The 22,076-nt window shown below is 28.6% G+C and carries 18 protein-coding genes; 13 read left to right on the forward strand and 5 right to left on the reverse strand.

All coding sequences use genetic code 11. The annotated features are described in order from the left end of the window. Positions 1 to 115: 115 nt before the first annotated feature. Together E5347_RS09860 and E5347_RS09865 are read left to right on the forward strand one after the other, a co-directional pair. Positions 116 to 958, forward strand: a complete 843-nt coding sequence (locus tag E5347_RS09860; protein WP_136006912.1) for a fumarate hydratase — start codon at positions 116 to 118, stop codon at positions 956 to 958. A gap of 12 nt (positions 959 to 970) precedes the next feature. After that, positions 971 to 1,531, forward strand: coding sequence for a Fe-S-containing hydro-lyase (locus E5347_RS09865; protein WP_136006914.1), 561 nt, complete (start codon positions 971 to 973; stop codon positions 1,529 to 1,531). A 552-nt stretch (positions 1,532 to 2,083) separates the two neighbouring features. Here the strand turns inward: E5347_RS09865 and E5347_RS09870 are convergent. Continuing rightward, positions 2,084 to 2,944 carry a YitT family protein gene (locus tag E5347_RS09870; RefSeq protein WP_136006916.1) on the reverse strand — a complete coding sequence of 287 codons (861 nt, stop codon included), beginning with the start codon at positions 2,942 to 2,944 and terminating at the stop codon, positions 2,084 to 2,086. Positions 2,945 to 3,125: 181 nt separating this feature from the next. Between E5347_RS09870 and E5347_RS09875 the strand changes: the two genes are divergently transcribed. The 6 genes from E5347_RS09875 to ptsP all read left to right on the forward strand — a co-directional run bounded on the left by E5347_RS09875 (position 3,126) and on the right by ptsP (position 11,880). Continuing rightward, positions 3,126 to 3,821, forward strand: a complete 696-nt coding sequence (locus E5347_RS09875; RefSeq protein ID WP_136006918.1) for a response regulator transcription factor — start codon at positions 3,126 to 3,128, stop codon at positions 3,819 to 3,821. Continuing rightward, positions 3,805 to 5,580 (forward strand): sensor histidine kinase, encoded by a 1,776-nt coding sequence (locus E5347_RS09880; RefSeq protein ID WP_136006920.1) that lies wholly within the window; start codon positions 3,805 to 3,807, stop codon positions 5,578 to 5,580. The genes E5347_RS09875 and E5347_RS09880 overlap by 17 nt, the downstream gene beginning before the upstream one ends. A gap of 189 nt (positions 5,581 to 5,769) precedes the next feature. Then, a complete protein-coding gene (locus E5347_RS09885) occupies positions 5,770 to 6,129 on the forward strand; it encodes an arsenate reductase family protein (protein WP_136006922.1) in 360 nt (119 codons plus the stop codon). A gap of 231 nt (positions 6,130 to 6,360) precedes the next feature. After that, entirely contained in the window at positions 6,361 to 8,589 is a 2,229-nt protein-coding gene (locus E5347_RS09890; protein WP_136006924.1) for a ribonucleoside-diphosphate reductase subunit alpha, read from the forward strand. Between the two features lie 106 nt (positions 8,590 to 8,695). Then, the gene (locus tag E5347_RS09895; RefSeq protein WP_136006926.1) at positions 8,696 to 9,730 is read left to right on the forward strand and encodes a ribonucleotide-diphosphate reductase subunit beta; all 1,035 of its coding nucleotides are present in this window, start codon (positions 8,696 to 8,698) and stop codon (positions 9,728 to 9,730) included. A 530-nt stretch (positions 9,731 to 10,260) separates the two neighbouring features. Beyond that, positions 10,261 to 11,880 carry a phosphoenolpyruvate--protein phosphotransferase gene (gene ptsP / locus E5347_RS09900; RefSeq protein WP_136006928.1) on the forward strand — a complete coding sequence of 540 codons (1,620 nt, stop codon included), beginning with the start codon at positions 10,261 to 10,263 and terminating at the stop codon, positions 11,878 to 11,880. 375 nt (positions 11,881 to 12,255) lie between these two features. Here ptsP and E5347_RS09905 read toward each other — a convergent pair whose 3' ends face one another. Beyond that, a complete protein-coding gene (locus tag E5347_RS09905; RefSeq protein WP_207670473.1) occupies positions 12,256 to 12,879 on the reverse strand; it encodes a hypothetical protein in 624 nt (207 codons plus the stop codon). An 88-nt stretch (positions 12,880 to 12,967) separates the two neighbouring features. Next, positions 12,968 to 13,291 carry a winged helix-turn-helix transcriptional regulator gene (locus E5347_RS09910; protein WP_136006930.1) on the reverse strand — a complete coding sequence of 108 codons (324 nt, stop codon included), beginning with the start codon at positions 13,289 to 13,291 and terminating at the stop codon, positions 12,968 to 12,970. Between the two features lie 291 nt (positions 13,292 to 13,582). On the opposite strand from E5347_RS09910, the gene E5347_RS09915 reads away from it, so the two are divergent. Together E5347_RS09915 and iadA are read left to right on the forward strand one after the other, a co-directional pair. Continuing rightward, entirely contained in the window at positions 13,583 to 14,746 is a 1,164-nt protein-coding gene (locus E5347_RS09915; RefSeq protein WP_136006932.1) for a tetratricopeptide repeat protein, read from the forward strand. 13 nt (positions 14,747 to 14,759) lie between these two features. After that, positions 14,760 to 15,935, forward strand: a complete 1,176-nt coding sequence (iadA, locus tag E5347_RS09920) for a beta-aspartyl-peptidase (RefSeq protein ID WP_136006933.1) — start codon at positions 14,760 to 14,762, stop codon at positions 15,933 to 15,935. 163 nt (positions 15,936 to 16,098) lie between these two features. Here iadA and E5347_RS09925 read toward each other — a convergent pair whose 3' ends face one another. Next, positions 16,099 to 16,656 carry a cell wall hydrolase gene (locus E5347_RS09925; protein ID WP_136006935.1) on the reverse strand — a complete coding sequence of 186 codons (558 nt, stop codon included), beginning with the start codon at positions 16,654 to 16,656 and terminating at the stop codon, positions 16,099 to 16,101. A gap of 66 nt (positions 16,657 to 16,722) precedes the next feature. Then, positions 16,723 to 17,706 carry a hypothetical protein gene (locus E5347_RS09930; protein ID WP_136006937.1) on the reverse strand — a complete coding sequence of 328 codons (984 nt, stop codon included), beginning with the start codon at positions 17,704 to 17,706 and terminating at the stop codon, positions 16,723 to 16,725. Positions 17,707 to 17,860: 154 nt separating this feature from the next. Between E5347_RS09930 and cdaA the strand changes: the two genes are divergently transcribed. The 3 genes from cdaA to E5347_RS09945 all read left to right on the forward strand — a co-directional run bounded on the left by cdaA (position 17,861) and on the right by E5347_RS09945 (position 21,991). Next, entirely contained in the window at positions 17,861 to 18,712 is an 852-nt protein-coding gene (gene cdaA, locus E5347_RS09935) for a diadenylate cyclase CdaA (RefSeq protein ID WP_136006938.1), read from the forward strand. After that, on the forward strand, positions 18,685 to 19,941 hold the full coding sequence (locus E5347_RS09940) for a CdaR family protein (RefSeq protein ID WP_136006940.1): 1,257 nt from the start codon (positions 18,685 to 18,687) through the stop codon (positions 19,939 to 19,941). Before cdaA ends, E5347_RS09940 begins: the two co-directional genes overlap by 28 nt. Before the next feature lie 448 nt (positions 19,942 to 20,389). Then, positions 20,390 to 21,991, forward strand: a complete 1,602-nt coding sequence (locus E5347_RS09945) for an NAD(P)/FAD-dependent oxidoreductase (RefSeq protein ID WP_136006942.1) — start codon at positions 20,390 to 20,392, stop codon at positions 21,989 to 21,991. The last annotated feature ends 85 nt before the right edge of the window (positions 21,992 to 22,076 follow it).

Consider the following 22,076-nt stretch of genomic DNA (forward strand, 5'->3'; position numbering starts at 1 on the left):
TTAGAGAATAAGTGAAACTACTTTGTGAAATTACCCCAACAGTTATAGAAAATTATGTTAAAATATCAATATAGTTCAATTGATTAAACAGTATTTTTATAAAAGGGGTAGGCTAATGAGAGAAGTTCATATTAAAAAAATTGAAGAAGTTGTAGAAAAGCTATGCATAGAATCAAACTATAATTTATCTAAAGATGTCTTTGATGCTTTAAACAAAGCAAAGGAAGAGGAAACATGGACACTAGCTGGAGATATTCTTGATAAAATAATTGTAAATGCAGAAATTTCAAAAAGTGAAAGTATGCCAATATGTCAAGATACAGGAATGGCATGTGTATTTTTAGAGGTAGGTCAAGATGTACATATTGTTGGTGGAAATCTTGAAGATGCAATTAATGAAGGTGTAAGAAGAGGATATGATAAAGGATATCTAAGAAAATCAATTGTAAAAGATCCTATAGATAGATTAAATACTAAAGACAATACACCTGCAATAATACATTATGAAATAGTACCAGGAGATAAATTAAAGATTACGGTGGCACCTAAAGGATTTGGATCTGAAAATATGAGTCAAATAAAGATGCTAAAACCTTCAGATGGACTTAAAGGAGTAAAGGATTTTATTGTTAAGGTTGTTAAGGATGCAGGTCCAAATCCATGTCCACCAATGATAGTAGGAGTAGGTATAGGAGGAACTTTTGAAAAAGCAGCATACCTATCAAAGAAAGCTTTAATAAGACCTATTGATAGTAAAAATAAAAATAAGTTTTATGCTGATTTAGAAGAAGAGTTACTTTTAGACTTTAATAGACTAGGAATAGGGCCACAAGGCTTTGGAGGTAAAACTACTGCAATAGGTCTAAATATAGAAACATATCCAACCCATATAGCTGGATTGCCTGTAGCTGTTAATATTAGCTGTCATGCAACTAGACATAAAGAAGAAATAATATAAGGGGATATGAGTATGGAAATAAAATTATCTACACCATTAACATACGAGAAGATTAAAGATTTAAAAGCAGGAGATAGTATATTATTATCAGGAATTATTTATTCAGCAAGAGATGCTGCTCATAAAAGATTAATAGAATTATTAGAAGAAGGAAAAGAACTACCTATAGATGTTAGAGATGCTGTTATATATTATGTTGGACCTACTCCAGCAAAAGAAGGACAAGTTATAGGCTCAGCAGGACCTACAACTAGCTATAGGATGGATGATTATTCACCACAGCTATTAGATTTAGGACTTAAAGCCATGATAGGAAAAGGTGCTAGAAATGAAGCAGTTATAAATTCTATAATAAAAAATAAAGCAGTTTATCTAGGAGCAATAGGAGGAGCAGCAGCATTAATATCGAAGTCTATAGTAGCTTCAGAAATAATTGCATACGAAGATCTAGGGACAGAAGCAATAAGAAAAATGGAAGTAAAAGATATGCCTTTAACAGTAATAATAGACTCAAAAGGAATTAATCTATACAAAGTAGGACAAGAAGAATACCTGAGGACAATTGGCAATTAATAATTAACAATTAATAATTAATGATGTAATTCCGTAAGAATTACATCATTAATTTCTTTTTGAAACTCCTTCGGGAGTTTTTTATTAGTTTACATTGTGAGACAGCCCTTTATTTAATATTACGATACAACAACTTGAAAAAGTCTATATAAAGTTAAAAGTAATATTGAAATCAAGCTCGAAGCAAACATATAGCTATATTGATGCGAAAGTCGACTTGGCTAAAGTATAAATTTAATACAAGAGTTAAAATTAACACCGAAATTCAGCTTGTCTGAATTCCTCCTTCAGTAGGTGATGTTTACAATTTAAATTTATACAAAAAAAATTATACATATTAATGCGGTAGGGTGACTTGGAGCTAAAGTATAATTTAAATATAAAAGTTATAATTAACACAGAAATTCAGCTCGTCTGAATTTTTTCCTTTAGTAGGGCGAGTGTGTGTAATTTAAATTATAATAAAAAACTATAGCTATATTGATGCGAAAGTCGACTTGGAGCTTGCGACGGAGAACTGAGCACAATATAGCTATAGTTTTAGTTATATATTTAAATCTTATGGAAGCCTTTGCCGTTAACTTCAGAAACATCTATTATAGTTATAAAGGCCTTAGGATCTATTCTCAAAATTTTCTTTTTTAATCTTACTAGTTGAGATGAGGTAACAGCTATGTAAAGCATCTTTCTAAGCTCATGAGTGTATTCACCTTCAGAAATTAAAGAAGTAACACCTCTATTCATATCTTTAATAACATATTCGATAATATCTTGTTCTTTATCTGTTAATATTAATAAAAGCTTTTTGCTATAGAATCCATTAATAACCTTATCTACCACAATGCTTTGAACAAACATAGAGATTAATGTATATAAGGCTTTGGGTAGTCCAAATATTAAAGCTCCAATAAATACTATAACGCAGTTTAAAGAAAAGCTAAGGCTACCTATATCTAGATTAGAGTACTTTTTTCTAAGAACCATTGTGATAATATCAGTACCACCAGTAGAACCATTTCTAGAGAATACTAATCCATAACCTAATCCACATAAAACACCACCATAGATACAATAAAGTAAAACATCATCTACCCTTACTAGTTTTGAGAGTGGTTCAGTAATGATTAAGGAAAGAGATAGTGACATCATACCAACAGCAGAATATAAAGTGAATTTTTTATTTAGCATTTTATAACTAACAAAAAATAAAGGAATGTTAATTATAAATACAGTTATACCAGAAGATACATTAAACATGTATTGTAGAATAAGTGCTATACCTGTAGCGCCTCCACTAAGTAATTGTGCATTAACTAGGAATAAATTAACTCCAAGAGAAGCAATTATACATCCTATAAAAATGAAAATAAAATCTAGTACCATGTGTTTATTGATTGAGACTTTTTGAAACATTTTAAACTCCTTAAAAATTAGTAGAACGTACACTCAAGATTATATACCAAACTTAACGATATGTTAACGAAAACTTTATTAACTTAGTATTTTAATAAAAATGTAATTTTTATACTTAGTAAAAATCAGCAATATAAGCTATTATAATTATAAGATAATATAATTCAAGGGGTGTTTTTATATGTTCAATGTTTTAGTAGTAGATGATGAAAAAGAAATCAGAGATGCTATAGACATATATTTAAGAGGAGAAGGAATGAAAGTATTTAAGGCTCAAGATGGTATTGAAGCTTTAGAAATATTAGATAAAGAAAAGATTCATTTAATAGTATTAGATATAATGATGCCAAGAATGGATGGTATCAAAACTTGTTTAAAAATAAGAGAAAAAAGAAATTTACCTATAATAATGCTATCAGCTAAGGGTGAAGATAGTGATAAAATATTAGGGCTTAATGTTGGAGCTGATGATTACATAGCAAAACCATTTAATCACTTAGAATTAGTAGCAAGAGTAAAATCTCAACTAAGAAGATATCAAAAGCCATTAGAACTAGAAAATGAAAGCCCTGATATCATTGAGGTAAAGGATCTTGTTATAAATAATAAGGAAAAAACTATATACTTAAGAGGAGAAGAAATTAAAGCAACTGCAACTGAATTTAAGATACTTCAGCTACTTGCATCTAATTTAGGAAGAGTTTTTTCTATTAAAGAAATATATGAAAAAGTATGGGAAGAGCCATTTTATAGAAGTGAAAATACAGTAACAGTTCATATAAGAAGAATAAGAGAAAAGATAGAAATAAATACAAAGGACCCAGAATATATAAAAGTAGTGTGGGGAGTTGGGTATAAAATTGAGAGAGAAAATTAAAGAATATGTAACAGGTATATGGGGAGTAGAAATTTTAACCCTGGTAATATTAGTATTAACTTTAGTTACAGGATATTATAATGCATTTAATGATAGTGCAGCTAAAATTGGTGCTGGTACTTTTGATGCTCTTTTTAATAAGAATAAATATATAGAGTCAATGATTTATTATGAAAGTAGAGTAATATCAGAGTATATATATAATAACAGCAATAATTTAGAGGATATAAGCGCTATAGAATATGAAAATCAATATTTACAAGAAAACTATTATTATTATGATGAAATATTTTATGTGTTAATAAATAAAGAAACTGGAGACTTTACTACAGATGATCCTAAATTAGCTAATGTATTATCTCCATATTATACTAATGTTGCTCTATTAGAGGATAATATAAATTCATATTTAAAAGAAATAGGTTTATCATCAGTTAGGTTGGATAATAAAGATAAGTATAATTACTATGTAATGAGTTCTGAAGATAAGGTAAATATGAAAAATATAGATAAGTATATAGAAATATACTATAAAAATCCAGATGCCTATGATTATTTAATAAGGACTGAATCATTAACTGCGAAAATAATGATATTAGCCAGTGTAGTATCTATTTTGCTTTTAATAAAAATTGTATTTAATCTAATTTTTAATAGTAATAATATTCATTTAGAAATAAAAGTGTTGAAGAGGTTATTTTTTGTGCTAAGATATGGATTTAAATATAGGAATACAAGAAATAAAATAATGATATCCTTTGGAGGAGCTGCAGGAGTAATTATAGTGTACTTATACCTTATAGCTGGTATAAGGAATCAAAATGTATTAGTTACATTCCTTACTAGGTATCCCTTTAAGGGAACTTTGATATTAATATTAATACCTCTAGTATGCGTATTATATTCTTTGAAGAAGAGTTTAGATATATCAATTATAAATGATGGATTAAGAAAGATAAATTCAGGAGATCTTGAATATAACTTAAAAAATATTGGTGAAAGAGAAGTTAAGGAATTAGTTCAAAATATAAATCAAATAAAAGATGGGTATAAGATTGCTTTAAATGAGCAAATAAGAAATGAAAAGCTTAAAACAGAATTAATATCTAATGTTTCTCATGACTTAAAAACACCATTAACATCCATAATAAACTATGTAAATATATTAAATGATCCAAATATAACTGAAGATGAAAGAAAAGACTATTTACAAATACTAGATAGAAACTCAAAGAGATTAAAAAGTCTTATAGAAGATTTATTTGAAGCATCTAAACTAAATAGTGGCAAGATGAAAATAGAAAAAGAAGAAATAGATATAGTATCTTTAGTTCATCAAGGTGTTGGTGAATATTCAAATTTATATGAAGAAAAGAATATAGAATTTAAGGTAACTAGTAATGAGGAAGAGATAATATTAGATTTAGATGGAAAGCTAATGTCCAGAGTTTTTGAAAATCTAATAGTTAATGCATTAAAATATTCATTAAATAACACTAGAGTATATATAGATATAAATTCAAAAGATAACTTAGTAGAGGTTTCCTTTAAGAATATTTCTAATTATGAAATGGGCTTTAATACAAAAGATATATTTGAAAGATTCGCAAGAGCAGATAAGTCTAGAAATTCAGCAGTAGAAGGATCTGGAATGGGCTTAGCAATAACTAAAAGTATAGTGGAATTACATGATGGAAGTATAAAAATAGAAGTTGAAGGAGACATGTTTAAAATATATTTAATTATACCTAAGAAATAATATACAATGGGGCTGTTAGCACAAACAGCCCCATTAAAAATTAAAAAGTATGTAAGCCTTGAGTTTCAAGGCTTTACTTAATAATTTTATGACTTTCAATTTTACAAAATTATTTTTATGTAGATTATTAATTGAAAGATATATATAATAGAAGTAATTAAATAATAATTATAATTAAGGAGTGATATAATGTCAGTTTTATTTGTGGAATATCCGAAATGTACTACATGTAGAAGAGCTAAGAAGTTCTTACAAGAAAATAATGTGGAATTTATAGATAGACATATAGCAGAAGAAAATCCAAGTAAGGAAGAATTAAAAACTTGGCTTGATAAAAGTGGATTAAAAATAAATAAGTTCTTCAATACTTCTGGAGTACTTTATAGAGAAATGCAACTAAAGGATAAAGTGAAGACTTTACCAGAAGATGAGCTATTAGATATATTAGCTACAAATGGGATGTTAGTAAAGAGACCTATATTAGTAAAAGAAGATACAGTACTAGTAGGTTTTAAAGAAGAAGAATGGGTAGAAAATCTTAAAAAGTAATACTTGAAGTGTATAATTACTGAGAAATAATAAATATTACTAAAGAAATATTCTTTGAAGTGAAAAAGGGAGATATTAAAAGATATCTCCATTTTATTTGAGCATTTTTAATCTATTGATTAATTCCTCAATTTTACTTTATGTAGAATAGAACTTATAATGTCTATATGTTGTGTATATATTTATACATAGTATAAATATATACACTATATGTAGTGGAAGGGGAACGACATGGATTTATTAGATATTTGCAGTAATGCTTTAATTGGGATAAATGAGAGTAAAGAAATTTATAATGAAGAAAGGCTTTTAGAAGCATTAAATCATATAGTTAGACCAAATATGACAGATGAAGAAATAAGGGATTCTCTTATTCAAGTATCATTAGAATTAACTACAGATATGGAGCCTAAGTGGCAAGTAGCAGCTGAAAGGTTATACATATATAAACTTTATGATGAGGTAAGAAGAAATAGGGGATTAACTTCAGATGATAATTTATATGGATCTCTTTATGAATTTATAGCAGAATTAACTGATAAAGGTCTATATGGCAAGTATATTCTTGAAAATTACTCTAAGGAAGAGGTTCTAGAATTAGAAAAAGAAATAAAGCCAGAAAGAGATTTCTTGTTTACATACAGTGGAATTAATCTTTTGGCAAAGAGATATTTAATTCAGGATTATGATAGAAGTAAGTTAGAGTTACCACAGCAAATGTTTATGGGAATCGCTATGCACCTAGCTGTACCTGAGAAAAAAGAAAAGAGAGTAGAGTGGGCTAAGAGATTCTATGATGTTTTAAGTTCTCTTAAAGCAACAATGGCAACTCCAACAATGTCAAATGCAAGAAAACCATTTTATCAATTAAGTTCATGTTTTATAGATACTGTTGATGATAGCTTAAAGGGTATATATAAATCTCTAGATAACTTTGCAGAAGTATCTAAGTTTGGTGGCGGAATGGGAATATACGTAGGTAAGGTAAGAGCCTTAGAATCACCAATCAGAGGGTTTAAAGGAGCATCAGGAGGGGTAATACCTTGGATTAAGCTGTTTAATGATACTGCCATAGCCGTAGATCAGCTTGGAGTTAGAAATGGATCAGTTGCAATATGGCTTGATGCGTGGCATAAAGATTTACCAGAATTCCTACAGTTAAAAACTAATAATGGTGATGATAGAAAGAAAGCACATGATGTTTTCCCAGGGATATGTTACCCAGATTTATTCTGGAAGCTTGCAGAAAATGATATAGATGCAAACTGGTATATGATGTGTCCACATGAGATAAGATTAGCTAAGGGATATTCATTAGAGGATTTCTATGGAGAAGAGTGGGAAAGAAGATATTTAGAATGTGTAAATGATGATAATATTAGCAAAAGATCAATGCCTGTTAAGGATATAGTAAGGCTTATAATAAAGAGTGCAGCAGAAACAGGGACACCTTTTGCTTTCTATAGAGATTCAGTAAATAAAATGAATCCAAACAAACATAAAGGTATGATATATTCATCAAATCTATGTACTGAAATAATGCAAAATATGAGTAGTATGGATATAGAGAAGTCAGAGATTATTGATGAAAATGGAGATAAGGTTATTGTTGAAAGAATTAAAGCAGGAGACTTTGTAGTATGTAACCTATCTTCAGTAGTTTTAGGAAATGTAGAAGTTAAAAATGATGAAGAACTTGGATATGTAGTAGAAACACAAATTAGAGCAATGGATAATGTTATAGACTTAAACTACTATTCAGTTCCATTTGCTGAGGTTACAAATAAGAAATATAGAGCTATCGGCCTTGGGACTAGTGGATATCATCATATGCTTGCAAATAATTTAATACATTGGACAGCTGATGAACATAAGGATTTTGCAGATGATGTATATGAAAGAATAAATTATCATGCAATAAAAGCAAGTATGAATATAGCTAAGGAAAAAGGCAGATACTCATGTTTCGAAGGTTCAGATTGGCAAAACGGTGATTACTTCAATCTTAGAGGATATAACTCTAAAAAGTGGCAAGATTTAAGAGAAGAAGTAAACACTTATGGAATGAGAAATGGATATTTAATGGCTGTAGCACCTAATGGATCAACAGCTACTATAGCAGGAACTTCAGAAGGTGTAGATCCAGTAATGGCTAGGTTCTGGCTTGAAGAAAAGAAGGGAAGTATAATCCCTAAGACTGCACCTAATTTAAATGATGAAAATTATTGGTATTATAATTCAGCTTATAATATAGATCAAAAATGGTGTGTACAAATTAATGGAATAAGACAAAGACATATAGATCAAGGTCAATCCTTTAATTTATATATAACAACAAATTATACTATGAGACAAATAATGAATTTATATATAGAAGCATGTAAAGTAGGAGTGAAATCAATATACTATGTAAGATCAAAATCTTTAACAGTAAGTGATTGTGAAAGCTGCTCAGCATAGAATAACTAATCCAGGCGCGTAGCAGTGCTTAGTTTCCATTTATAGAAGGTGGGAGTGTTAGCAATGGTAGCGATGGTATAAAATATGAAAGCTTTGGAGGGTAAATATGATTGTAAATAAAAAGCCTCTATTTAACGAATTTGGGGATATAGAAACATCTAAAAAAAGGATGATAAATGGTAATACTACCAACTTAAATGATTTTAATAATATGAAATATAACTGGGTATCTGATTGGTATAGGCAAGCAATGAATAACTTTTGGATACCAGAAGAAATAAATTTAGCTCAAGACTTAAAGGATTATAATAAGTTAACAATTGAGGAAAGAACAGCTTATGATAAGATACTTTCTTTCTTAATATTTTTAGACTCTATACAAACAGCAAACTTATCAAATATAAATAACTATATAACTGCGAGTGAAGTAAACTTATGTTTAACTATTCAAGCTTTCCAAGAAGCTGTTCACTCACAAAGTTATAGTTATATGTTAGATAGTATTTGCTCTCCAGAGAAAAGAAATGAAATACTATATCAATGGAAAGATGATAAGAGATTATTAGAAAGAAATAAGTTTATAGGTGATCTATATAATAACTTTATTGAATCCCCAACTAAGGAAAACTTAGTTAAAACAGCTATGGCAAACTATATTTTAGAAGGTATATACTTCTACTCAGGATTTATGTTCTTCTATAATTTAGAAAGAAACGGTAAGATGCCTGGCTCAGCACAAGAAATTAGATATATAAATAGAGATGAAAATACTCATCTTTGGTTATTTAGAAATATTCTTAAAGAGTTACAATTAGAAGAGGCAGATATATTTACAGAAGAATTAAAAAGTGAGCTAAAAGAAATGATGAAAACAGCTGTTAATCATGAAATAGCTTGGGGACATTATGTAATAGGAGACAATATCCAAGGTATAAATAAAAAGTTAATTGAAGATTATATAAAGTATCTAGGTAATATAAGAATGAGAGCTATAGGATTAGAAGAAATATATGAAGGCTATGATAAAAATCCAGCAGCTTGGGTTGATATATTATCTGATGCTAATTCAGTTAAAACAGATTTCTTTGAAGCAAAATCTACTGCTTATGCAAAAGCAGGAGCACTTATAGATGATCTATAATATTTAGTAAAGAAAAATATTAAATATATAAATTAATGGGGGTGTTTTGTTTGAGCATCCTCATATTTTGTCTTGAAAGATAGCAAGTTTGAAAATTATTATATTATGAAAATAAAGCTAAGTTTTTAAATTAGAATAAAGATAAAAATAAAATATTAATGTTATAAATTTTATGCTTAATATACTATTTGTCACATAAACTATATTAATTAAAGGTTAAATGTATCAATAAAATTTATAGTTTATATTAAATGAAGATTAAAATTGTAAAATGAATTTTTTTTATAATCATAGTGAATACATAAAATGTAAATGTTTTTTAACAGAATTTTATTAAAATATAAATAATTCTTAAAAAGATGAATATGAATAAAATGGATGATAGAAAATAATAAAAATTGTGTGTATTTTTATTAACATAAAGAAAAAATATGTTATAATACATTGTAGTTGTAATTTTAAAATAGATAAAGTACGTTCTATTAAATTCATAGTTTGAATTTATAGCTATTTAAGGAGGAATCTCAATAATGAAAAAAGGTATAGCTGCTTCTAAGGGTTATGCAATAGGTAAAGTATTTTTACAAGAACACGAAGAAATAGTAATAACAGATGCAAAGGTTTCTGATATTGCGGCTGAAAAAGAAATTTTAAATAAAGCTTTAGCTCAATCTAAGGTTCAATTAGAAAAAATAAGAGATAAGGCATTAGAAGAAATTGGTGAACATGAAGCGCAAGTGTTTGAAGCTCACTTAACTTTATTAGATGATCCAGAATTTACTGGCGGAATGCTATTAGAAATTGAAACAAATAGCATAAATGCTATGAAGGCTGTTGAAAGCGTTACAAATACCTTTGTAATGATATTTGACTCTATGGAAGATGAATATATGAAGGAAAGAGCTGCTGATATAAAAGACGTTTCTAAGAGAATTATCTCTAATTTAGCAGGAAAAGGCGGAGATGCTTTTGCAATTACAGAAGCTAATACTGTAGTTGTAGCTCACGACTTAACTCCATCAGATACAGCTCAATTAGATAGAAGTAAAGTAACTGGTTTCTTAACTAACATTGGAGGAAGAACTTCTCACTCTGCTATTATGGCAAGAACATTAGAAATTCCTGCAATAGTTGGATTAAAGGATATAACAACATCTGTTAAAAATGGAGATATGGTTATAGTTGATGGTATCGAAGGAATATGTATAATAAATCCTGAGCAATCAGTTATAGATGAATATACTGCAAAGAGAGAAAAATTCTTAGCAGAACAAGAAGAATTAAAGAAATTAATATCTGTTAAAACAGTTACTAAATCAGGAAGAAGAGTTGAAGTTTGTGGAAACATAGGATCACCTGCAGATGCTGAAGCAGTAGTTGCAAATGGTGGAGACGGTGTTGGATTATTCAGAACTGAATTCTTATATATGGATAGAGATTCTGCTCCAACTGAAGAAGAGCAATTCGAAGCATATAAGAAAGTTCTTGAAATAATGGATGGAAAGCAAGTTGTTATAAGAACACTTGATATCGGTGGAGATAAGACTCTACCATACTTACCATTACCACAAGAAATGAACCCATTCTTAGGATATAGAGCAATAAGATTATGTTTAGATAGAAAAGACATATTCAAGGTTCAAATCAGAGCTTTATTAAGAGCTTCTGTATATGGAAACCTAGCTGTTATGTTCCCAATGATTTCAGGCTTAGAAGAATTCCAAGCTGCTAAAGAATTCGTTGAAGAATGTAAAGCAGAATTAAAGGCAGAAGGAAAAGAATACTCAGAAAAAATCCAATGGGGTATAATGGTAGAAATTCCTGCTGCAGCTGTTTACGCTGATGAATTAGCTAAGCACGTAGACTTCTTCTCTATAGGAACAAATGACTTAATCCAATATACATTAGCTGCTGACAGAATGAGTGAAAAGGTATCATACCTTTACAACCCAATGCATCCAGCTGTATTAAGATTAATCAAGATGACTATAGATGGAGCTCACAAGCACGGCAAGTGGGTAGGAATGTGTGGAGAAATGGCAGGAGACGAAACTGCTATCCCAACATTAGTTGAATATGGATTAGATGAGTTCTCAATGAGCGCTACATCAATCTTAACTGCTAAGAAGATAATATTAGAACAAGAATAGTATGAAGGACTGCGAAAGCAGTCCTTTTTCATTTAAAGTGTGAATATAACTGCAAAGATAAATAGAATATGCTCCATAAGACAGATGGCTGCAAAAAGAAGTTCTAGGATCGTAAAAACTGCTAAAATTTCGCCATATGCTTATTTCACATATTATATTTATCTTTGCTAGTAATTCAACGATTAAAATGAAAAATTAAAAATTAAGGAAAAAAACCTTAGGGATTTTTGAATAAAAAGAGTTTTGTAATATGAGTTGGCTTGATTGCGATGTTGAGTTAAAAAAATATCATATATTAGTTTTTTTGAATAATACGGTATTCTTGTAAGTTTAATATTTAATTTATTATATAAATTGAAATTTATATATAAGAATTTAATCATTAACAGTAATTTTTAAATCTTTAAAGAATGCTTCTGTACCTATGTCAACAAAGAAACCAATTGATCCTTTTTGGCTAGTACCCAGCTTCATATCATCAACAACAAGGATTGGATCTTTGCTATTATTAACATAAAACTCAGCATGACTTCCTTCAATAATTGCTTTTAAATCTATCCATTCATTTAAATCTATATCAACTGGTGCTTCATATTTTGAAATGTTATTCTCTCTAAAATAGGCAAATGTATATTTAGGGTAAGAAAAATATTGACACCCGTGGCATTTTCTTATAGAATCACTACACTTTCTACCGTTTGTTGGTCTAACATAAAATGACTCAAATTTTGTATCATCATCATTTATTCTAAAAGCAATACCAATAAATCCTCTTGCATAATCTGGTGCATCAGATAAAAGTAAGCTCAGCATTTTTACTTCAATAACACCATTATGAAAATTAAGATTCTTTAATTTTGCATAAGTATTTTCATCAAATTCTAATATTTTTTCAGATTTAACAACTCTTAATACTTCTTCACCACCTAGCATAGCATTTTCAATTGCTGTATGAACTGCTTCAAAATTTTCTTTATTAATGTCAATTTTATTTTTCATATAATTATCCTCTCATCATAATTTTTACAGTTCACATTATAAATTATTGTTACTATATAGGAAAGTAGGCACTTTTTTGTGCCTACTTTTATAGTTGCTTTTTATACCAATTTCCCCATTGCTCCATTATTAAAATAACTGGTTTTAAACTGTCGCCTAGTGGTGTTAGTTTGTAATCTACACGCGGAGGAATTTCCTCATAATCTATTCTTTCGACTATGCCATCCTCAATCATTGATTTTAAAGATGATGTCAGTACTTTTTGAGAGATACCTACTAAAGATTTTTTTAATTCAGATGGTCGCTTAGGTCCTTCTAATAAATCTCTAATAATAAGAAGTTTCCATTTGCTACCGATTATCTGAACGGTTGTTGCCACAGCACATATTGGCATATCTTCCTTTTTTAACATTTAACAACCTCCATATTCACAAATTATAAATTTAACGTGGAGTTTAATAGATAAGCAACTAAAATAATTTAATTATATACTAAATAAGCTATAATTTGTATAGAGGCTTTAAATACCGTATTATTCAATTTCAAAGATCAAATTTCCTTAATTACGCATTATCAATTATGCATTATACATTTAAAAAATGCTGTACATTTTTCACAGTGTGTACAAAAGCTTTTAGGCTGTGGTACGATAATTATAAAGTAAAAGTAATTGTAGATAATTATTACTAATAGAGGTATATGGATGAAAAATAGAGAGAATAGAACTTATGAAAAGGCATTGAAATTATATAATAATGGTTATATAGATAAAGCTATAGATATATGTGAGATGGGAATAAGTAGGGATTTATCTAATTCAAAGCTATTAAATTTAAAAGGACTACTTCTATATTTAAAGGGAGATTTAGAAGAGGCAGTAGCTCTTTTTAAGACAAATAGGCATTTTAATAATGATGATATTTCTTCATCTTATTTAAAAGATATAGAAAAGGATTATGAAAGACTTGATTTGTATAATAGGGCAGTTGAATGTATAAATAGCTTTGAAATAGATGAGGCTATAGAATTATTAGTATTATGCACAGAAAGTGACTTTAATTCAATTAATGTAAATAAGTACTTAGCTATTTGTTATTTAAGAAAGGGTGACTACTTAAAAAGCCATGAGAATCTTAGCAAATTAATAGAAATAGACAAAGTTAATGTATATGCTAAAGAAATAAATAAAGAGTTAAATAGTGCATTAGAAATAAAAGATAGTAGTTTAATGAAAAAAATTATTCCAGTAGCTTTATTAATTATTCTAAGTATATTTATAACTATTTTTATTAAAGATAAGGGTAATAATAAATATAATGAAGATAATATAAAAGCTGAAGAGGTACAAAATAATATAGAAGTTAATAATTCTCATAATGAAAATAATAGCAACCAAACTAATGATAAAAATGTCAATAATGAAGAAGTTAATAATGAGAATAGAGAAGAAACTTCAGAAAAAGAAGACAAGGGTCAGGAAATAGAAGTTTTATCTGAAGAAGAAATTAAGGAAAGTTATATAAAGGCATCTAGTTATTATGAAGATAATAAGATAGAAGAAGCAAAGGCGGTATTAGAAAAGATATTACCAAGTGCTGAAAAAAGCCATCTAAGAGATGATATCATGTTTTTATTAGCATCTACTTATGAAAATATAAATGATGTAGATAAGGCTATTAATTACTATGATTCTTATATAGAAGAATATGAAGGTGGAAGTTACATACAAGAAGCTTATTATAGAGCTGCCTTAATTTATAAAGATAGAAATAATGAAAAAAGTAAAACTTATGCCCTTAAGCTTAAAGACAATTATCCAAATTCTATTTATAATAATAGTAAAATTCAAGAGATTATAAGTTCATAGGAGGCAATAGAGTATGATAAAAGTTATAAAGAAAGTTAAAGTATATGCGCCTAAATATTTAGGTGTTAAAGACGTAGTAATATCATCAAATAAAATTGAAGGAATATATGAAGATTTAAATATACCAGAAAACTTTATTAATATAGAAGTTATAGATGGAAAAGGGAAGTTATTATTCCCAGGATTTATAGATAATCATGTTCATATTAATGGTGCTGGAGGAGAAGGTGGCTTTAATATGAGAACTCCAGAACTAAAGTTATCATCATTAACAAAGGCAGGAATTACTACAGTAGTTGGATGTATTGGAACAGATGGAGTCTGTAGAGATATGGCAAGTTTAATTGCTAAGACGAAATCCCTAGAAGCAGAAGGTATAACTGCTTATTGCTATACAGGATCATATGATATCCCTGTAAAGACTTTAACAGGAGAGATAAAAAAGGATATTATGCTAATAGATAAGATAATAGGGATAGGTGAACTAGCTATTTCAGATACAAGAAGTTCTCAAGCTACCTATGATCAATTAATTCAAGCTATAGCACAAGCAAGAGTTGGAGGTCTTTTATCTGGAAAGGCAGGTATAGCTAATATACATTTAGGAGATGGAACAAGAAAGCTTGGATATTTATTTAGATTAGCTGATGAAACAGAACTACCAATAACTCAAATTTTACCTACTCATATAAATAGAAATGGAGATTTATTTAAGTCAGGAGAAGAATATATAAATAAAGGTGGATATATAGATTTAACAACTAGTACACCAGAAGATCAACTAGCTCCAGGAGAATTATCAGCAAGTGAGGGCTTAAGTATATTAATAAAAAATAAAGCAAATGTAGAAAATGTAACCTTCTCTTCAGATGGAAATGGAAGTATGCCTATATTTGATGAAAAAGGTAGATTGATTAAAGTAGGAATATGCTCTGTTGCAAGTCTTTATGAAGAAGTTAAGAAATGTATTAAGACATATAATATAGAAATAGAAGATGCGCTTAAAGTAATTACTTCGAATGTAGCAAAGGTATTAAAGCTAAAGAATAAAGGTTCAATAGAAATAGGAAAAGATGCTGATTTAGTATTAGTAAAGGAAGATTCTTTAGAAATAGATACTGTAATAGCAATGGGAAAATTAATGGTTAAAGAGGGAGAAGCAATAGTTAAGGGAACTTTTGAAGAATAAAAAAGTATAAATCTACTTAATATGTTAGGTTAGTCTTAGTTAGAATAAAATATACTTTTGATAAAAAAATCCTCAGATAAAAATTTATCTGAGGATTTTCTTACAATCTAAAAATATTAAATTTTAATTATTAATTTTTAATCGGAACTAACATAGTCATTTGTTAGTATGTGTTGAAAAATAAGTGTTGCCCTATGGCTTTACTATTTGTTTTCTGAACATCTTGCATCCATGAACAAGTTGCTATAGAAGGGTTATAGAAGAACAGAGCTTCATTAGTTGGATCATTACCCTTTATAGCATCATACACAGCATTATAGCATTCCTCAGTAGGAGTTACATTAATTTCTCCATTAATTACACAAGAAAATGCATTAGGTTGAAGTATGACTTCGTTTATTGTATTAGGAAAACCTGGACTAAGCACCCTATTTAAAATAACAGATGCAACTGCAATCTTACCCTCATAGGGCTCACCTTTACTTTCAGCATAGACTATTTTGGCCATTAAATTTACATCTTCTTCAGTTAAGTAAATTAAGTTATCATTGTGGTTAAAAACTTCTACCACATCATTATCAGTCATATTTATTAATTCAAAATTCAATTTCTTACTTATGTTATTATTTTTTAGATTATATGCGTTACTAGTGGCATATGTTATAGTATTTGCTGAAAATAAAAGGGTTATTAATAAAATAAAGCTTCTTAATATTTTCATAAATAACCTCCTTTTGGATAACTAAATAATCCAAAATTTATTATTACCAAAAGAGAGAAAGTTATACTACATTTTATTTAATTTATTTATAAAGCCTTCAAAAGTAGTTAAAAGATTTTCTCTTTTTGATGAAGCTTCTTTATATTTTTTATTAATATCTTCTTCTTTATTACCATTAGTTTTATCTAGGATAACAGCTTCTTTTATAGATATTAAGTAAGGATTATAGGCATTTAAATATTCCTTTAAAGCTTCATAGGTATCCATACGACCTTCAGGAACTGATATTCTAGATAGAGTTGTTTCTAAATCCTCATATAACTTTTCTTTTTTATAAATATCATCAATTATAACTTCTAAGTCCCTATTATCTTCTTTTACCTTATTTATTGCTGGAGTTAAATCTTCATTTAAGTAGGTAAAATCACTTTTAAAGCCCTCTAGTTTATATACAAATTCTTTTTCTATAGAATCTTTAAATTGAGAGTCTCTGTTAATTTTCACTAATGTATTTAAATAACCATAATAATTATTAAAAAAGCTCAAGGTAGAGTTAGAAAATCTAACATTAACATTCTTAGCACTTAAGATTTCATAATTACTTATACATTGATTTTTTAAATCATCAAAATTAATTAATATGTCATTACTATTAATTGAACCAGGACTAGCTATTAAATTTAAAGAGGTATCGTATAAGTTAATAGTGGAATCTACTGAAGTAGATAAAGCATCTTTAATTTCAGAATTCTTAATAGAGGTAGAATTTACTTCTGAAACTCTTAAAGATAATTCCTTTAATGAAGTAAGACCTTCAGAAAGATTAGAAGAAGCTTTTGAAGTATCTATACTTAAGTCATCTACACTATCTGATAGAGATAAATTGATGTTATTTAATTCTTTACTAATTTGGGTTAACTCCCTTTTAGCCTTAAAATCTTTAGAATTAAAAACTAATAAAAATAATGAAATACAAATAATAAATACACCTGCAATAGTTGAAATTACTAAGGTTTTATGCTTTTTTAAAATAGCTATAAGTAGAACCATAAAAAATCACCCCTAAAAAATTTTCTTTACATAAATTTATATTATAGAAACTCTTAAAATATTATTAAAATTAAAAAAAGACCGTGGACTTTATACTAAGATTTAATGAATTGGTGTATAATTATATATATATCAAAGATTGGGGGCCACATGGATGCAGGAAGTAAGTACATTTATAATGAATACATTGAAAAATATATCTATATTTGCAGTTTTAGACATATTAGTGGTGGCTTATATTTTTTATAAGGGATATTCATTAATAAAAGAAACAAGAGCAGAACAATTACTTAAAGGTATAATCTTTATGATAATTTTTATACCAATAAGTTATATATTAAAGCTTGAAATGCTCAATTTTATTTTAAATAAGACACTAACTATAGGTTTATTATCAGTAGTAATTATTTTTCAGCCAGAAATAAGAAGGGCTTTAGAACACTTAGGTAGAAGTGCTTTTGAAGAGCTTCATAGTATGCAGGATGTGGAAAAGAGAAATATAACTGTTAATGAAATAGTTAACGCTGTTGATAACTTAGCAGCTTCAAAAACAGGTGCATTAATAGTAATAGAAAAGGTAACTAGACTAGGAGAAATATTAAACTCAGGAACGATTTTAGATGCAAAGGTAACATCTAATTTACTAGAAAATATTTTTGTTGTTAATACACCACTTCATGATGGTGCTACTATAATTAGAAATGATAGAATATTGGCCTCAGGTTGCGTTTTACCTTTGACTAATAATACTTCTATAAATAAGAAACTTGGTACAAGACATAGAGCTGCTATTGGGTTATCAGAAATATCAGACTCAATAATTATAATTGTATCTGAAGAAACGGGGATTGTTTCTTTGGCCATAAATGGTAAGTTAACTAGGGGTTATGATAAAGAAAGATTAAGAATGGTACTAATTAAATTAATAGAGCATAAAGATAAGAAAAAAGTTAAGTCAGCTGGGGAGAAGGTGAAGTCATGGATAATAAGGAAAAAAACAAGTTAATAGTTCCAATAATATGTGTCTTATTATCTATAGGTTTATGGATATATGTTACTAATGTAGAAAACAAAATAAGAACTACTGAAATTAGTAAAATACCAGTTGAATTAGTAAACTTAGATGCTCTAACTAGTTCTAAATTAGCTTTATCTCCTGATCAAGAATTATATGCTACTTTAAAAGTAGAAGGGAATAATAATGATATTAATAAAATTAAAAAAAGTGATTTTAAGCTTCAAGTAGATTTAAGTGAGTATGCTTGGAAAAAGGGAGTCAATAAAGTACCAGTTACAATAGTTGATTCTCCTATATCAGTAAGTATAAGAAATACAAATACACTAACTATACAATTAAATATTGAAGATATGGTTGAGAAAACACTTCCTGTAATTTCAAATATCAAGGTTACAACTAAGCAAGGATATTTTGCATCAGAACCAATTATATCACCAGAAGAGGTTAAAGTTAGCGGAGCAGAATCATCAATAAATAAAGTAAGTAAATTAGTTGTTGTTGATAACAAAGAAGGGGCAAGTGAAGACATAGTTGGAGATTATGAAATAAAGCCTGTAGATGATTCTGGAGAGAAAGTATTAGGTGTTACTCTTTCTCAAGAAACTGCTAAGGTAGAAGTAAGGATTAGCAAAGGAAAATCAGTGAAGGTAAGTGTTGAAACTACAGGAACATTACCAACTGGGGTTAAATTAAGATCCTTAGAAAGCAGTAGAAATACAGTTGAAATCTTAGGTCCAAAGGAAATACTTGATACAATAGGTGAAGTTAAAACAACACCAATAGATTTATCTTCAATAACAAGTTCTCAAGAGGTTAATTTAAAAATAATTTTGCCAGAAGGTGTTATGGTAGCTCAAGGTGATGATATGCTTAGTGTAAAAGTAAACTTGGCTGGTATGATTACTAAGGACTTTAGTATTAAATATAGCTTAAGTGGTGCTAATAAAGGCTTAAAGATTACACCATCTAAAGATTTAATTAAGGTTACTATCAAAGGATATGAAGATGAAATAAGCAGTGTTGTTGCTGATAATTTAAAGGCTTCTATAGATTTAAGTAGCTATAAAGAAGAGGGAACCTTTGAGGTAACACCTAAAGTAACCTTCAGCGGAGTCAATGGGGATTATACTGTATCCTACGTTGAGCCAATAAGTATAACAGTTACAAAAGAAGTTGAGCAAGGAAGTAATGATAACAACAATAATACTGAGCAGTAATAAAATGCGAAGCATTTTATTAATTAAAGAATGAAAAAATTATTATAAAAAATCTTTGTAGATTTTTTAATAGATATTTGTATGAATGAAGAAAGTTTTGCATAGTAAAGACTATTTCATTCATACATTTTTTCGTTTTTTCACTATTTCATTCATACATTTTTTAATGTATTTAACATAATAATATGATAGAATAAAGTGCAAATAAACAATATGTGTAAGTTATAAAAGGATTCTCTACATTTTATTAAGCTTTATTTCATATTAAAAATGTTTAATATATGAAGTTATTTTAACAACTTATATAGAAATTAAATATAGATGCTTTCAACTCAGATAATTTAATAAAGAAGTATTTTAAACTTATAATCTTATGAAGACTATAGGTTTAGAGTATTAATTGAAACATAGATTTATGTAAATACTAATAAAAAGAGAGGCGATTTATATGTCTATTAGAATAAATAATTTATCATTAAGCATAGATGAAGATAAGAGTAGTTTAGTTAATAAAGTAGCTAAGAAATTAAGACTTCCTAAAGAAGAAGTTAAGAATATAAAAATAATAAAGGAAAGTTTAGATGCTAGAAAGAAAAATAGCATTAAATACATATACTGTGTTGAAGTTGAACATAAGAATGAAGAAAAAATTGTTAATAAGCTTAAGGATAAGGATGTAAGGTTAGAAGCACCTTCTTACAATGCAGAGATACCTTTTGGTGATAAGGAATTAAAAAATAGACCAGTAGTTGTAGGCTTTGGACCTGCAGGGATATTCTCAGCCTTATTATTAGCTGAAAAAGGTTATAAGCCAATAGTAATAGAACGTGGAGAAGATGTGGATAAAAGAACAGAGACTGTTGATAAGTTTTGGAAAACAGGAGAACTTAACACTGAATCTAATGTTCAATTTGGAGAAGGTGGAGCAGGAACTTTTTCTGACGGAAAGCTTACTACTAGAATAAAGGATAGTAGATGTGATTATGTGCTAGAGGAGCTAGTAAAGGCTGGTGCTCCAGAGGAAATAAAATATTTAGCGAAACCTCACGTTGGAACAGACCTTCTAAAGGGTGTAGTTAAGAATATTAGGGAAAGAATAAAAGAGTTAGGTGGAGAAGTTTTATTTTCTACTAAACTAGAAGAAATAAAAATTAAAGATGGAAGAGTAAGTAGCATTATTGTAAATGGAAAAGAACAGTTATGCGATGAATTAATACTTGCTATTGGACATAGTTCAAGGGATACATATGAAATGTTACATAAAGTTGGTGTAAATATGGAACCAAAGGCCTTTGCTATTGGAGTTAGAATAGAACATCCACAAGAGGTAATAAATAAAAGCCAATATGGAGAGATGTATGAGCATCCAAGACTTAAGGCTGCTGAGTATAGATTAACTTACCAAAGTGAAAAGTTAAAAAGAGCAGTATATTCTTTCTGTATGTGTCCTGGTGGAGTAGTAGTATCTGCTGCTTCAGAAAAGAATAGATTAGTATCTAATGGTATGAGTTATCATGCTAGAGATCTAGATAATGCTAACTCAGCTTTAGTAGTAACAGTGGGACCAGATGATTTTGAAGGAACATCACCTTTAAGAGGAATGGAATTCCAAAGATATTACGAAGAGTTAGCCTTTAAGCTAGGTGGAGGTGGATATAAAGCTCCAGTTCAGCTTTTAGGAGATTTCATGCAAGATAAAGTTAGTGAAAAGCTTGGAAAAGTTAAACCTAGTTACACAGGAGGATATGTATTTGAAGATTTAAGAAAATGTCTTCCACCTTATGTAATAGAAGCTTTAAAAGAAGGTATTGTAGACTTTGGTAAAAAGATTAAAGGCTATGGTGATTATGACTCAATTTTAACAGGCATTGAAACAAGAACTTCTGCACCAATTAGAATGAATAGAGATGAAAAATTAAACAGTATTTCTGTTAAAGGTCTTTATCCAGCTGGAGAGGGAGCAGGCTTCGCAGGAGGAATAATCTCGGCTGCAGTGGATGGGCTAAAGGTCGCAGAGAAAATTATAGAAGAATATAAGCCAACAAAATAAAAAATCATAGAAAATTCTGAAAATTAATGTTTTCAGGATTTTTTTTGTTACAATATAAATATATGGATTATTAGAGTGTTTACTT

Source organism: Clostridium sartagoforme (assembly GCF_004794105.1).
Taxonomy (GTDB): Bacteria; Bacillota; Clostridia; order Clostridiales; family Clostridiaceae; genus Clostridium; species Clostridium sartagoforme_B.